Here is a 14837-nt window from a genome sequence, read left to right as displayed (position 1 = left end):
GTGGGGGTGGGTGGGGGGGACAATAAATCCCCCAAGGAGAAAGCCTCCACTTCGGCACTGGCAAAGTCCTCAACCCCTAATTCCTGATTTAGGTTTGCCAGCGGTAAATCAATAATGGTTTGATCCTCGTCCTCGGTTTCAGGGGTTTCCAAGCGGGTGGGCAAAGCCGCCAGTTGCCCAGTGATCACAAGGGCTTGGCAGCGCCGCCATTGCTGAATAATGCTGGCACCAACCTGGCTGACATCACAGTTGGGTTGCTCCAGATAGGCACCGACGGAGGCACAAAACTCAGCAAATTGAGAGAGTTCGAGCATTTGCCCGAGGGCTTCCAGTTCTTGGGCGGCGATCGTCAGCTCCTCCCTGAGGCAGGGTTGCCCAGGGGTTTGCAGCACGGTCTCCAAGCGTTGCAGACAGGCCTCTACCTCGGTTTCAAAAAGAACCACCCGCATCTGCTGGCCATCCTCACCACTGAGGAGTGTCAGATCATCCTCCGCCGTCGGATCCCCCAACCGTCCCTGCAACTCATTCAAAAGCGGCTCTACCTGAGTGCGCCACCAGCCCTCATTGGGTTGAACGCCTTGACGGTAGAGGATCATAACTGCTTGCAGTTGATCTACCGTCTTGAGCAGCAGGTGCTGTACCTCGATATCGTCGCAGGGACGGGATTTCAAAATCTTGAAGAAATCCTCAAGGCGATGGGCCAGTTCACTCAGGGACGTAAAGCCCATCATGGCCGCGCCGCCTTTAATGGAGTGCGCTGCCCGCAGCACCTCATCTACCCGTCCCGGCTGTTGAGAGAGGCATAGTACCCCTGCCTCAATCGTTTGCAGGTAATCCTGGGCCTCTTCTAAAAACTGGAGGCGGATGGTTTCCTCGACGCCAGATTCGGGCATGGTTATCCCTGAGCAGTCACCTTAAAGATGTTGACAGAATTTTGTAGCTCCTGAGCCCGATCCACAGTACTTTGGAGAGACTCAGAAATCTGTTTGGAGGTGGCGGAGATCTCCTCCGAGACCTTGGCAAAATCGCGCATCAGGGTATTGACTGTATTGGCTGTGCGGGCTTGGGAGACGGTGGCTTGGGAAATGGACTGCACCAGCTCGTCAATGTGCTGCGATACCTGGACAATTTCGTTGAGGTTTTTCTTGGCAGCTTCCACGAGGCGGGTGCCTTCGACCACCTCGGCTGTCCCTGTTTCCATCGCACTGACCACTTCCTGGGTTTCCTGCTGAATGCTCTCTACGATTTGCTCAATTTCGCGAGTCGCTGCCGCCGATCGCGCCGCCAATTCCCCCACTTCTTCTGCCACCACAGCAAAGCCACGGCCCTCTTCCCCCGCGCGGGCGGCTTCAATGCTGGCATTAATGGCCAAGAGGTTAGTTTGCAGGGCAATCTGGTTAATGAGGGAGATCACTTTAGAAATCTGCTGCGAAGCTTCCCCCAACCGCTTCACCTTTTTGGCAGTTTCTGCAACGGTTTCCCGCAGGTGAAGGATACTGTCAACGGTGGCATCCATCGTTTCACCACTGGTGACTGCTCGCTCTGAGGCTTTGCGCGCCACTGCTGCCGCCTCGTTGGCGCTGTTGGCCACAGATTCAATGGAGATCGACATTGCCTCCACCGCTTCTAGCATCCGCTTCACCTTCTTGGCTTGGCGCAGTGATTCTTCGGCCAATCCTGTCATGGCCGCCTCATCGGCCAAAAGGGCTGTGTTCACTTTCTCTGTGGTGGCTTTCACTTCCATGACCACATCCCGCAGACTTTCAATGAGGGAGTTGAAAATATCGGCAACGGTCCCAATTTCATCAGCAGTGATGTCTGCCCGTACCGTTAAATCTCCCTGGGAAGCAGCCTCCACTTCGGTGAGTAGGTTAATCAACTGCCTTTGGATGCGCTCAGTGCGCTGCTGTTGCTCCTGAGCAAGGCGCTGTGCTTCTTTTTGGGCAGCGGTGATCTCCTCAAGGAAGCGGCTGCGCTCCAGTACCAATCCTGCTTGGTTGGTTAACTGGACGACGGCATCAATTTCAGACTCTTGCCATTGGCGTGGCCCGCTGCACTGGTGGGCAATTAATAGTCCCACCAGTTTTTGGCTGACGACTAAGGGAATCACTAGGTTGGCTCGCACCTTGAGGGGAGCAAGTTGTTTGAGATGACACTCTGTTAAACCGGCATTGAGAATGTCGGTTGTGGCTTGTATCCGCCCCTTGGTGTAAGCTTCTACCCAATTTTGCCGGAAACAGGGATCATCAATGACCTGTTCGAGGGCTTGGGGCCAGCCTGCGCCCACTGATTCAGCAACAACTTTGCCCACATAGTTCTCATCAAATTCATAGAAGATCACGCGATCGCACGCCAACAGGTGGCGACCATCATTGACGAGGCAATTGAGAATCTCCTGGCGATCGCTGTGTTGGGTTAAACGCAATACACTATCGCGCAATTGCTCAGCACGCTGAGTAGCGAGTTGAGACTCGCGGAGGAACTTTTCTAATTGTTCTGCCATTTGGTTAATTGTGGAGCTGAGGTTGGCCAATTCATCTTCCCCCTCCACTGGTAGGCGGGTTTGGAGATCCCCTTCGCCAATTTTTGTCACCGCCTTGGTAGCTCGCAGCAGCGGCTGCACTCCCCGATTGCTCAGATAAATCGCGATCGCTGCCGTTAAAATTGTTGTGACCACCACCCCAGACAACAGTGTCCAGCTCAAGTTTTGCAGGGGCCTGAGGGCCTGCTCTTGGTTCCGACCCAGGATAAGGGAGGCAAACGGTTGCGTAACACTAGTGTAGGCAAGAAGTTGAGCTTTCCCATCGGGGCGGCGTTGTTCTGTTAGACTACCGGCTGGGCTATTGTTCCGCGCCTGCGCCAGTTTGGGAAAGACGGCGGCCAAGGGTTTGCCTTGCACCCCTAAGATGGAGGAAGCAAAGATTGTTCCCCGCGGCTCTACAAGATAAAAGTCCTGGTTTTTCTGCTCATAGATATTGAGCACCCTGTGAACACCGCTTCGGGGGACTCGCAATCGCACCACGGCCATTATTTGCTGATTTTGCGGATTGATCAGCGGCGCTGCGGCAAACATCCCTAAGGGGCGCTCCGGCAGTGATAGCGTTGGCTCAACCGTTAGAACCGCTTTGCGCGTTTGGATGGCGAGCTTAAAGTACTCCTGATTTTGGAGAACATTGTTAGCCAGACGGTTACCAGCAGTGGATTGGGCAATCACAGTTCCTTGACCGTCGTTGGCAATGATTGCTGCACTGTCGTAGTCTGGGTAGGCCTTGATCAGTTGATCTAGGATGGCTTGCAGTGGGGGGCGATCGCGGCGCCGAATTTCACTGCCGTAGCGACTAGTCAAAAGAAAGGCCAAGGTGCTTGCGTCCCCCTGTCGCTCGCGAAGATATTGATCAAAAGAGAGGGATGAAGCCATACTTTCCTGTTGCTGGACCCCCAACACCTGACGCATTAACTGTTGACGGGCCACCTCATTTGCGGCTAAACCCACCCCAATCATGGGCACCGTTGCTAGGGCAACGGCACTGGTAATCAGTTTTGGACGTAGCCCCCAAAATTTGCGACGTGGCGGTGTCGGCGGCAGGGGGTTCCCAAGGGATTTACCGTTAGTGGCTGCTTTCTGCTCCTCTAGGGGAGGCAGTTGGTAGTTCAAAACTGAGGGTGGTAAAGGGGGAATGTCAATAGGGGGTTTGGCGGTTGTCATGGTTGGCACATCCTAAAAGTATCGATAGCACCTCTATCCAACATCAACAGCAAGAACACTTGAGCAGGACCTTTCCGCGATCGCCTTCAGTGTACCCTCGGCAATTGCCGCCCCATCGAGGATAAACACTACCTCTCCCGCTAGATGACAGCAGCCTTTGAGGTAAGGAACCAGCGCCGCACTCACCGTACCCACAGGAGACTGAATCGCTTCCTGGGGAAGTCGGACGATTCCCCGTACTTCCTGTAGCGCCAAGCCCAGGTATCCCTTAGGAGTTTGCAGCAGCGCAATCGTCACCAGAGATGTATCTGCCTCTAGGGGCTCTAGGTTGAGCAAGTGGGCCAAATCCAGCACCCACACAATGCGGTTACGAAAGTTGAGTAATCCCATTACCAGGGCCGGCATATTGGGAATTGCCGTGAGTTGCTGCGGTGGGAGCACCAACACCTGCTGAATTTCAGCCATCGCCAGCAGTGCGCTCAATTGCGCCTGTACCACCAAACGCAGGTAGGGCGCTCCTTGGGGGCGATCGCCCTGCCCCTCACCACTGTTGAACCAAGGCCCTCTCCCTAGCATCGTCATACCATCACCGACTTCAGCGCCCGCACCAGATCCTCACGACTAAAGGGCTTTGTCACATAGGCATCAGCCCCCTGCTTCATTGCCCAAAGACGGTCTAGCTCCTGGTTTTTGGACGTACAGACAACAATGGGAAGCTTTTCCGTTTCAGGGTTTTTCTTGAGACTGCGACAGAGTTCAAACCCGCTCATCCCTGGCATCACCACATCCGTAACTACCACATCGGGCTTATATTGAGCTATTTTCTCCAGTGCCTCCTTGGCATCGCTGGCCGCAATCACCCTATAGCCAGATTCCTGAAGAAACGAGGTAATCAGTGCCATTTCCGAAGAAACATCTTCTACTACCAAGACCGTCGTCATTTCCCTTCCCCAATCTCAATGCAAAGAATCAATCAAAGAATCAATCATTGTCAATATACTGCCATCCGCCACCCGTTGCCTGCCCCTAGGTCAAGTATTGAAACACCATTTTCAAGAGTTCTGCCTGGGTAAAGGGCTTAGTCATGTAATCCGTTGCCCCCACAAGACGGGCTTTTGCGCGGTCAATGAGTCCTGTGTTACCTGTAACCATAATTACCGGTACTGATTTAAGGCGTTCATGGTTGCGGATGACTTTACAAAACTTATAACCGTCAATATTGGGCATTCCCACATCCAAAAGAATGAGATCGGGATTAAGGCGCATCACCTCCATCAGGGCTTTTACGGAGTCATTGAGGGCAATTACCTCAAAGGCATCATCGGCTAAAAACCGCTTCATTTCATTGAGGATTGTTGGACTATCATCAATGCAGATAATCCGATAGGTGCGGTTCGCGACCTGGGAGGTAAAAAAACCACTTCCTGAGTCGCCACTTTCCTCTACCACTGTGGGTGTTGTTTCCTGCCACAAACTGAGATCAAAGTTGGGCAGTAAGTCAAAGGGATGTTGGGGTTCCCGAACCACCACAGCCCCCTTATCAATTAAGGGCAAGAGGCTGCGCACCAAAGTAATTTCATTTTGATTGAGCAGCACCGCCAAGTGGCGAAAACTAAAGCCCCGCAACAGAGAGCCCAAACGTTGCTGCTGCTCAGGCGCTAAATTCACGTGGGCACTACTAAAAAAGTAGGGACGCTGAAAGGGCGAGACAATCTTGTGGCCAAGGTTTAACCACTGCTGAATTCGCCCCTTACAGGACTCAATGAGGCGATTGGCGTCAAAGCGACTCACAATTGGAACATCAATGTAGGGCACCAATTCGTGGTGACCCCTCTTGAGATAGAGAAAGGACTCCAGGACTTCAAGAATGAGCCCCTCCACCAACTGAGAAAACTGCGCTGGGGTAATGATCTTCTGGGTAAGCAACCAGCGCAAACTCTCATATTCATAAATAGGGGTGGGGGTGTTGGCCTGTTCCCATTGCTGGCGTACTTGGGCCCGCAATTCACGATCCAAGGCGGGGACACTGTGGCTCAGTTGCCGCAAATGTCGTTCAAAGCGATCGCCCGGCTCAATTGTGTGGGTTCCATAGATAATCTCCCCGCGATCAAAGTAAAGAAACCATTTCTGGTCCCCAACGCCGACCTTAAAGCAACCGGTACCCCCTGAGGTGCTCAGCTGCTGCAGCAATTCCTCAGGCTGAAGTGTTTCTGTAGATTCCAATGTTCCCCCGCCACTCAAACCAGAATCTGATGCCATTAGATCGGTCTCCATCAGCCCAAGTCCTGCTGAGCTTCGGCAACAGCCAACGATTACCGGATAGTTAAATTATATTTAACCGCTGCTGGCAAAAAGATGAAAGAAGACTTCAGAAAAGTTAATAACTTTGACAACGGCAAGTAAACGGCCCTGGAAAAAATAAAACCCATAAAAAATCCCCCTCCGCAGGGGAGAGGGGAAAGAGCTGAAGATAAACTCCGCGGCCCTAGAACGTAAAGGTGGTACGAATCACCCCTTGAAGAATTGGCTGGCCGGAAACGACGCCGCCACCGTTAGTATTGTTGGGGTTAATAATGGCCGTGAAGATGGGCGTGATGCTAATGTTGTCGCTGATCGGGAATTTGTAGAAGGCCTCCACATTCACTTGATCGGCATTGTTGATGAGACCACCCACAGGAGCACTGTTAATAAACGGTGCCCCCGCAGCGGCAGCTAAGACCGAGCCCGGTACCAGCAAGTCTTTGTAGCCAATGCCGGCCATAAAGTTGTAGGCCATCATACCTGCTGCTGGTGCGCCCAAAATAGAGAAAGGTAGGGGCGAAACCTGTGGAAAGTAAGTACTGGGAATCCCCGCGACACCGGCACGACCAAAGATGCCCAAACGACCAAGGTTCAGCTCAAAGTTAATGCCTCCCGCTTGGGCCTCAATGCCGTAGGTCTTGGAGTAGGTACCCTGCAGCTTGACGACATAGCTGTTTTTACCACCACCAAACTTATTGGCATACTCGAGCTCCAACGACGCTTGGAAGGGATCGCCGCCAAAGCCACCCCCTGGACTTGGAGGAGCAATCCCAGCTGCAGCCCGTCCCGCTTCGGCCGCAACATACAATGCCCGCACCGTGAAGGGACCTTCCTTGGGATTCCATTGGATGGCGGCACCGGCGCCTCCTAGGAAGTTCATGGCATAGGGCACAATGAAGGGATTATTCAGGAAAAAGTAGGTACCAAAGTCACTGGCGGGAGAGTTGGCCCAGCTGTTGGTGTCGATAATATCACTGGGATAAAATTGAGGGCCGGCTGTAATTGTGATGTCCTTGGTGGGCTTAAAGCTATAGGCAAGGCGGAATAGGTTGACGCCTGGACCAAAACCCGACCAGTAATACTGACTGGGGCTAAAGTAGGGCAGTGGTACTGTGAAAGGATCGAGTGGGGCACCCAGTGTTGTGACTGTTTGCAAACCCAAACCATAGGTACTAATGGCATCACGGCCAGCATTCCCTGTAGAGAGAGTGGTTTGTAGTAGGTCGGTACCTGTGAAGCTGGTATTTAGGTTCAGCAAAACCCCCGCAATGACCGTGGGGTTTGTTCGGCCGGGAGCAGGCGCCAAATTACCAGCCACAGATGGAAACGGGCTAGAGGGGCGGCCACCATACTGAACGGACATCACTGCCGTTCCTGTGAGTTTTGTGGTTGTCGAAAATTGCTGGGCCTCCAGTTGGGCAGTGCGGGCCTCCAGCTTATCCACACGGCCTCGCAGGGTCGCCAATTCTGCTTTGAACTCGTCCATCAATTTTTGCAGAGTGGCCAAGTCCTCCTTGGTGGCAAAGCGGTCGCTAATCACGTCAAGGCAAGCATTCAAGGCCGCTGCCATTTCATAGCGCGTGGCGGCGCGGTTGCCCCGGAAGGTGCCATCGGGATAACCGGCAATACAACCATACTTTTCCACAAGGGAGGCCAGTGCTTGGTAGGCCCAGTCGGTGGGGCGCACATCCGAAAGTTGGGACACCGAGGTCACCTGCCCCATGGTGTCTTGATTGGCCAGCAATTCATTCACCGTGCTAATGGTGCTGGAGGCATCGGCGACGGTGCTGGGGGTAGGTGGGGCTTCAGCAGCTTGAAGATTTTGGGGTTCAGCAGGAATCGGGTTTTCAAGGGGAGCGGGTTGATTGGCAGTGGCAATGCCGGCCCCGGCAACCACCCCTAATAGACTTAAGCTACCTGCTAACAAGTAGGTCTTTTTCACGAGACTACTCCTCACTCACAACGGATTAGGCTCAGCAGAATCCTTCATGAATTCTGCTACTCCTTAGTACTAGCTTACACAATGCAGCCTGAATGTGTTGCAGGCTAGTTATGCAACGTTTGGTGCATTATAGTTGCTGCCGAGGTCATTTGTCAAATAGGGTGTTGTGATTTTTTTGACATTCTACTAGTTGGCGTATAGTTGGCCTGCTTGGGCGGCATGGTAGGAGCTACGCACCAAAGGTCCCGCTGCCACGTGGGAAAAGCCCAGTTCACGGGCAATGTTAGCCAAATTCTCAAATTCTTGGGGTGTCCAATACTTCACTACGGGTAAATGGTGCAACGAAGGAGGTAGATATTGCCCCAAAGTCAGGCGATCGCAGCCCACCGCCCGCAGATCCTTGAGGGTTTGAATAACTTCTGTTTCGCTTTCTCCCAAGCCGAGCATCAAGCCGGACTTGGTGGGAATCTGAGGATTCAGTTCCTTGACGATGGCCAAGACCCGCAGTGAGCTCTCATAGGTGGCGCCGCGCCGCACAGGACCCTGTAAACGGCGGACGGTCTCTAGGTTGTGGTTGTAGCAGGCGGGCCGAGCCGCCACAATTTGGGCAATACAGTCCCGTTGGGACACCCGGCCCCGGTCCAGGCGAAAGTCGGGGGTGAGTACCTCGATTTCTGCCTGGGGGCAGCGCTGGCGGATGGCGTGCATCGTCGCCACAAACTGACCTGCCCCCTGGTCAGCTAAGTCATCGCGAGCCACGGAGGTCAACACAACGTAGTGCAATCCCAAGGTGGCAACGGCGGCGGCAATTTTGGCCGGCTCCTCCGGATCTACGGCAGCGGGAGCCTGCCCCTTTTGCACCTGACAGAAAGCACAGGCGCGGGTACAAGTGGCACCCAAAAGTAAAAAAGTGGCAGTTTTTTGGCTGTAGCACTCACCGCGATTGGGACAGCGCCCCTCTTCACAAATCGTGTGAATTCCGTACTGACGCACTAGGCGCTGAACAGTGGAGATCTCGCTGGCTTTGCCCAGGGGCTTGCGCAGCCACGGCGGCAGGGGTTGGCAGAGCGTCATAGAGTTGGGTTAATCCTAAAAATAGGCAAAAGGCAAGCTAGATACAAAACTTGATTAACTATCGAGTCCATTTATTAAGTAACTGTAAATGATCACTGGGGGTGCTCCTAGGGGGCGATCGCTTCTATGGCAGGATCAATAGCGACGTTACCGCAGGTATGCCACAGAACCTATGAGTGATCAGCCACGCCCAACGGTCATAATTACGGGTGCATCCTCTGGAGTGGGATTGTATGCTACCAAAGCCTTAGCCAATCGGGGCTGGCACGTTGTTATGGCCTGCCGCAATCTTGAAAAAGCTGAGAAAATGGCCAAGGACATGCAGATTCCACCGGAGGCCTACAGCATTTTGCATTTGGACTTGTCTTCCTTAGCTAGCGTGCGCGGCTTCGTTGAGTCATTTCGGGCATTGAATCGCCCCCTGCGGGCTCTTGTCTGCAATGCTGCCGTCTATTATCCGCTGCTTAAGGAACCCATCTACAGTGTGGATGGCTATGAAATGACGGTAGCCACCAATCACTTGGGGCATTTTCTTTTGATCAATCTCCTGCTAGAAGACTTGAAAAATTCTCCCGAAAGCGATAAGCGCTTGGTGATTCTCGGTACGGTGACGGCCAACCGCAAAGAATTCGGCGGGAAAATTCCAATTCAGGCCCACCCTGATTTTGGGAAACTCGAAGGCTTTAAAAAGGGCTTTAAGAAACCCATTGCCATGATTAACGGTAAGCCCTTCAAATCGGGCAAGGCCTACAAAGACAGTAAGCTCTGCAATATGCTAACGGCACGGGAACTGCATCGTCGCTTCCACGAGAGCACCGGAATTGTTTTTAGTTCCCTTTACCCGGGTTGTGTGGCCGACACGCCTCTGTTTCGCCACCACTTCCCCCTCTTTCAGAAGCTCTTCCCCCTCTTTCAAAAGTACATTACGGGTGGTTATGTTAGCCAAGAAACAGCGGGGGAGCGGGTAGCAATGGTCGTGGCAGACCCTGACTTTCGTCAGTCGGGGGTGCACTGGAGCTGGGGGAATCGCCAAAAAGAAGGCCGCAAAGCCTTTGTCCAAGAACTCTCGGCAGAGGGCAGCGATGAGCAAAAAGCCCGCCGTCTTTGGGAGTTGAGCGAAAAACTGGTGGGATTGGCCTAAAAGTTAATACCTTCTTCCATTCCACTGGCTGAGCTTGCCGCTATGGTGGAAGTGATCCTTGCCATTGCAGGACGGATGTATGTCACAGCAAGATTTCGGCGTTATTGGCCTCGCCGTCATGGGGGAAAACCTTGCCCTCAATGTGGAGCGCAATGGATTTTCCGTGGCGGTTTATAATCGCACACCCGCCCGCACCGAAGCTTTCATGGCCGAACGAGCCGCAGGCCGTCGCTTCAAGGCTACCTATAGTCTTGAGGAATTGGTTGCCTCCCTGTCGCGGCCGCGCCGCATTTTGGCAATGGTCAAAGCAGGGCAACCTGTGGATGATCTGATCCAGCAGCTCAAGCCCCTCCTTGAACCCGGCGATATCCTCATTGATGGTGGCAACTCCCTCTATACCGATACCGAACGCCGCGTTGCCGAAATGGAGGCGGCGGGACTTTGCTTTTTTGGTATGGGGGTCAGCGGTGGTGAAGAGGGTGCCCTCAATGGCCCAAGTCTCATGCCTGGCGGCAGTCGTGAAGCCTACCAAGCCCTCGAACCCATTCTCACCAAAATTGCAGCGCAAGTGGATGATGGCCCCTGTGTCACTTACATTGGACCAGGGGGGTCGGGTCACTTTGTCAAGATGGTGCACAACGGTATTGAGTATGGCGATATGCAGCTCATTGCCGAGGCCTATGACCTACTAAAAAACCTTCTTGGCCTTAATCACCAGCAACTCCATGAGGTCTTCAAAAGCTGGAATGAAACCCCTGAACTTAACTCATTTTTGATTGAAATTACCAGCCAGATTTTCACCTATATTGACCCAGAAACCCATTTGCCCCTTGTGGATGTGATTGTGGATGCGGCAGGTCAAAAGGGAACTGGTCGCTGGACGGTGGAAAGTGCTCTTGAGATGGGGGTGGCGATTCCAACCATTGCCGCTGCCGTGAATGCTCGCATCATGTCCTCTATCAAGGCCGAACGGATGGCGGCTGCCCAAGTGCTCCCTGGTCCTGCGGCTCACTTTAGCGGCAATACCGAAGAATTCATTGCCAAAATTCGCGATGCCCTCTACTGCTCGAAGATCTGCTCCTATGCCCAAGGCATGGCCCTGATTGCCAAAGGCTCCCAGGAACTCTTTGATAACCAACTGAACCTGAGTGAGATTGCCCGCATTTGGAAAGGGGGCTGCATTATTCGGGCTGGCTTCCTGAATAAGATTAAGCAGGCCTACGGCGAAAATCCTCAATTGGCCAATTTGCTGCTGGCGCCGGAGTTTCGCCAGACCATCTTGGATAAGCAGGCGGCGTGGCGGGAGGTTTTGGTGGAAGCGACCCGTGCGGGGATTGCTGTACCCGCCTTTGGTGCCTCCCTAGAATACTTCGATAGCTATCGGCGCGATCGCCTGCCCCAAAATCTCACCCAAGCGCAGCGGGACTTCTTTGGTGCCCATACCTACGAGCGAATCGATAAACCGGGAACCTTCCATACGGAGTGGGTACCGATTCGGGAGGCGGGCAAAGCTTCTGTTTGAGAGGCAGGCAGTAGATTGCAGACGTAGTCCCCCAAGTGGACAGTTCTTTAGCCTATCTTAAGAATGAGGCGAGCTATCTGCTTGCTGCCGATTGTCCTGCACTTTGGGGAGACCAAGAAGCCTTGCATCCGTTTCTACGACTCCTACACCACAGCCAGCGCTACCAACGCCAAGTGGGGTTTGCCTCCCTCTCCTCTATCCTGAATAAAATTTTTGATCTGGCTCCCCCCGTTCTGATTGGGATTGCTGTGGATTTAGTGGTGAAGCGGCAGGATTCCCTCTTTGCTCGCTGGGGGCTAGCAAGCTTTGAGCAGCAACTCTTGACCTTAGCGGGTCTATCGTTTGTGATTTGGAGCTTGGAGTCGCTCTTTGAGTATGCCTATGCCCGCAGTTGGCGCAATTTAGCCCAGCAGATCCAACACGACCTGCGCCTTGAGACCTATGCCCATGTCCAAGAAATGGATTTGGCCTTTTTTGAGGAGCGCAGCAGTGGGGTATTGCTCTCGATTCTCAATGATGACATTAACCAACTGGAGCGATTTTTGGATGGCGGTGCCAATGAGGTGTTGCAGGTAACAACCACCGTCTTTGTTATTGGTGGCATTTTCTTTTATTTGGCACCCAATGTCGCAATCTGGGGAATGCTGCCGATGCCCCTGATTCTCTGGGGGTCGGTGATCTTTCAGCGGCGACTGGCACCTCGCTATGCAGAGGTGCGGGAAAAGGCGGGACTCCTCAATGAACGCTTGGCCAACAATATTACGGGCATTCAAACGATCAAGAGCTTTACGGCTGAGCTCTACGAACTGGAGCGCCTGCGCTGGGACAGTGAAGCCTACCAACAGAGTAATCGCCGCGCCATTCGCCTCAGTGCTGCCTACATTCCATTGATCCGCTTTGTGATTCTATTTGGTTTTACGGGAACCTTGGTACTGGGGGGCTTTGCTGCTTTTCAGGGACGCTTGGATGTGGGGGCCTATAGCACGATGGTCTATCTGATTCAACGCTTGCTCTGGCCGCTGACCCGTTTGGGGGAAACACTGGATCAGTATCAACGAGCCATGGCCTCAACGCAGCGGGTGCTGAATTTACTGGAAACGCCGATCGCGATTTGTCCGGGCGATCGCCCCCTTGATCCGCACCATGTCAAAGGGGAGGTACGTTTTGAAGCGGTCGGCTTTGCCTATGCTGGCCGTGCCTCCGTGCTGAAAAATGTGAGCTTACACGTCCCTGCAGGTCAAACGATCGCCATTGTCGGCTCCACGGGATCCGGCAAAAGTACCCTTGTGAAATTGTTACTGCGATTCTATGAAGTCCAAGAGGGGTGCATTCTCCTTGATGGCGTGGATATTCGCGAGTATCGCCTGCGGGATTTGCGCAGAGCCATTGGCTGGGTGAGCCAAGATGTCTTTCTCTTCCACGGCACCGTGTTTGAAAACATTGCCTATGGCAGTCCGGAGGCAACCCGTTCTGAGGTGATCCGGGCAGCAAAACTGGCTGAAGCCCATGACTTCATTGAGCAACTGCCCCAGGGCTATGACACGGTGGTGGGGGAGCGGGGCCAAAAACTCTCCGGTGGTCAGCGGCAACGGCTGGCGATCGCCCGTGCCCTTCTCAAAGATCCGCCGATTCTGGTGCTCGATGAAGCCACATCTGCCGTGGATAACGAAACCGAAGCTGCCATCCAGCGATCGCTAGCCCAGATTACTGCCCATCGCACCACCATTGCCATTGCCCACCGCCTCTCCACCATTCGCCACGCCAACTGCATCTATGTCCTTGAGGGAGGTGAAATTGTGGAGCAGGGGACCCACGAAGCCCTCCTGGCTCAGCAGGGGGTTTATTACAGCCTTTGGCAAGTCCAAGCAGGAATTCTGGAAACTTAGGACTTAAGGTTATAGCGGGCCCGCTCCGCCGCCGTCTTCTCACGATCCAGTTTCAAAATCAGCACCGCCAAGGGGGGCAAACACAGATCAAGGGAATAGCGGCGGTTGTGGTAGGGCCACTCATCCGCCCACTTGCCGCCTAAGTTACCCATATTGCTGCCGCCATACTCGCGGGCATCACTGTTAAACAATTCCCTATAGAAACCATGCTCCGGCACCCCGATACGATAGTGGCTATGGGGCTGTGGTGTAAAGTTACAGACGACAACGACAAAATCTTGGTAGTCCTTGTCCCAGCGGATGAAGGACACAACGCTATGGCGGTTGTCACTACAGTCAATCCACTCAAAGCCCTCCTGTTTGAAATCTTGGGTATAGAGGGCCGGTTGGGAACGGTAGAGGTGATTCAGATCTTGAAAGAAGCGTTTGGTTTGCTGATGGGGCTCGTATTGTAGCAGGTGCCACTCCAGATCGCTCCAGACATTCCACTCGCTCCATTGGGCAAACTCCATCCCCATAAACATGGTTTTCTTGCCGGGGTGGGTGAACATATAGGCAAACAAACAGCGCAGGTTCGCAAATTTCTGCCAGCGATCGCCCGGCATTTTGCCAATAATGTGACTCTTGCCGTGGACCACCTCATCGTGGGAAAGGGCCAGCATGAAGTTCTCGCTGTGGTGGTACCACATACTGAAGGTGACATTGTTGTGATGGAACTGGCGGAACCACGGATCCATGCTGAAGTAGTCAAGCATATCGTGCATCCAACCCATGTTCCACTTCAGGTTAAAGCCCAATCCCCCCATGTAGGTCGGCCAGGAGACCATCGGCCAGGCTGTTGACTCCTCAGCAATCGACAGAATCCCCGGAAAGTAGCTAAAGATCACGTGGTTGACTTGGCGCAGGAAGTTGGCCGCTTCTAAATTCTCCCGTCCACCGTATTCATTGGGTACCCACTCTCCCTCCTTGCGGCCATAGTCGAGATAGAGCATCGAGGCCACGGCATCCACGCGAATACCGTCAATGTGGTACTTGTCAAACCAAAAGAGGGCATTGGCCACCAGAAAATTGCGCACTTCGTGGCGACCATAGTTAAAGACTAGGGTGCCCCATTCCTTGTGTTCGCCCTTGCGGGGATCCGCGTGTTCGTACAGATGGGTGCCATCAAAGAACGCCAGCCCATGGCCGTCCTTGGGAAAGTGCCCCGGTACCCAATCGACAATGACGCCAATGCCGTTTTGGTGGCACTGATCCACGAAATACAT

The 14837-nt window shown here is 53.5% G+C and carries 11 protein-coding genes; 3 read left to right on the top strand and 8 right to left on the bottom strand.

What is annotated here, in order from left to right; all coding sequences use genetic code 11:
* The 7 genes from H8Q75_RS01725 to lipA all read right to left on the bottom strand — a co-directional run.
* Positions 1-893: Hpt domain-containing protein (locus tag H8Q75_RS01725; RefSeq protein WP_297039951.1), on the bottom strand; the 893-nt coding region annotated here is incomplete at its 3' end.
* Between the two features lie 2 nt (positions 894-895).
* Positions 896-3706 carry a methyl-accepting chemotaxis protein gene (locus H8Q75_RS01720; RefSeq protein ID WP_297039949.1) on the bottom strand — a complete coding sequence of 937 codons (2811 nt, stop codon included), beginning with the start codon at positions 3704-3706 and terminating at the stop codon, positions 896-898.
* A gap of 33 nt (positions 3707-3739) precedes the next feature.
* On the bottom strand, positions 3740-4288 hold the full coding sequence (locus H8Q75_RS01715; protein ID WP_051372864.1) for a chemotaxis protein CheW: 549 nt from the start codon (positions 4286-4288) through the stop codon (positions 3740-3742).
* A complete protein-coding gene (locus H8Q75_RS01710) occupies positions 4285-4647 on the bottom strand; it encodes a response regulator (protein WP_041429325.1) in 363 nt (120 codons plus the stop codon). The genes H8Q75_RS01715 and H8Q75_RS01710 overlap by 4 nt, the downstream gene beginning before the upstream one ends.
* Before the next feature lie 85 nt (positions 4648-4732).
* Positions 4733-5965 carry a response regulator gene (locus H8Q75_RS01705; protein WP_297039942.1) on the bottom strand — a complete coding sequence of 411 codons (1233 nt, stop codon included), beginning with the start codon at positions 5963-5965 and terminating at the stop codon, positions 4733-4735.
* 226 nt (positions 5966-6191) lie between these two features.
* The gene (locus H8Q75_RS01700; protein ID WP_297039940.1) at positions 6192-7949 is read right to left on the bottom strand and encodes an iron uptake porin; all 1758 of its coding nucleotides are present in this window, start codon (positions 7947-7949) and stop codon (positions 6192-6194) included.
* Positions 7950-8135: 186 nt separating this feature from the next.
* Complete coding sequence (gene lipA / locus H8Q75_RS01695; protein ID WP_297039937.1) at positions 8136-9023, bottom strand: lipoyl synthase; 888 nt, start codon at positions 9021-9023, stop codon at positions 8136-8138.
* Positions 9024-9195: 172 nt separating this feature from the next.
* Here lipA and H8Q75_RS01690 point away from each other — a divergent pair, with 172 nt between their 5' ends.
* The 3 genes from H8Q75_RS01690 to H8Q75_RS01680 all read left to right on the top strand — a co-directional run bounded on the left by H8Q75_RS01690 (position 9196) and on the right by H8Q75_RS01680 (position 13572).
* Positions 9196-10164 carry a protochlorophyllide reductase gene (locus H8Q75_RS01690; RefSeq protein WP_297039935.1) on the top strand — a complete coding sequence of 323 codons (969 nt, stop codon included), beginning with the start codon at positions 9196-9198 and terminating at the stop codon, positions 10162-10164.
* 79 nt (positions 10165-10243) lie between these two features.
* Positions 10244-11686 (top strand): NADP-dependent phosphogluconate dehydrogenase, encoded by a 1443-nt coding sequence (gene gndA / locus H8Q75_RS01685; RefSeq protein WP_297039931.1) that lies wholly within the window; start codon positions 10244-10246, stop codon positions 11684-11686.
* A gap of 77 nt (positions 11687-11763) precedes the next feature.
* Positions 11764-13572 (top strand): ABC transporter ATP-binding protein, encoded by a 1809-nt coding sequence (locus tag H8Q75_RS01680; RefSeq protein WP_051372908.1) that lies wholly within the window; start codon positions 11764-11766, stop codon positions 13570-13572.
* On the opposite strand, the gene glgB is transcribed toward H8Q75_RS01680, so the two are convergent.
* The coding region (gene glgB / locus H8Q75_RS01675; protein WP_297039928.1) for a 1,4-alpha-glucan branching enzyme at positions 13569-14837 on the bottom strand (1269 nt) is incomplete at its 5' end. The genes H8Q75_RS01680 and glgB overlap by 4 nt on opposite strands.

This window comes from Thermosynechococcus sp. OHK43 (assembly GCF_014466085.1).
GTDB lineage: Bacteria > Cyanobacteriota > Cyanobacteriia > Thermosynechococcales > Thermosynechococcaceae > Thermosynechococcus.
Note: the sequence above shows the minus strand (reverse complement) of the source record. Positions and strands in the feature narration are given on the sequence as shown.

Bases quoted from the DNA above. Each gene is read 5' to 3' on its own strand.
- H8Q75_RS01720 (WP_297039949.1), bottom strand. From the start codon at position 3,706: ATGACAACCGCCAAACCCCCTATTGACATTCCCCCTTTACCACCCTCA.
- H8Q75_RS01715 (WP_051372864.1), bottom strand. From the start codon at position 4,288: ATGACGATGCTAGGGAGAGGGCCTTGGTTCAACAGTGGTGAGGGGCAG.
- H8Q75_RS01710 (WP_041429325.1), bottom strand. From the start codon at position 4,647: ATGACGACGGTCTTGGTAGTAGAAGATGTTTCTTCGGAAATGGCACTG.
- H8Q75_RS01705 (WP_297039942.1), bottom strand. From the start codon at position 5,965: ATGGCATCAGATTCTGGTTTGAGTGGCGGGGGAACATTGGAATCTACA.
- lipA (WP_297039937.1), bottom strand. From the start codon at position 9,023: ATGACGCTCTGCCAACCCCTGCCGCCGTGGCTGCGCAAGCCCCTGGGC.
- H8Q75_RS01690 (WP_297039935.1), top strand. From the start codon at position 9,196: ATGAGTGATCAGCCACGCCCAACGGTCATAATTACGGGTGCATCCTCT.
- gndA (WP_297039931.1), top strand. From the start codon at position 10,244: ATGTCACAGCAAGATTTCGGCGTTATTGGCCTCGCCGTCATGGGGGAA.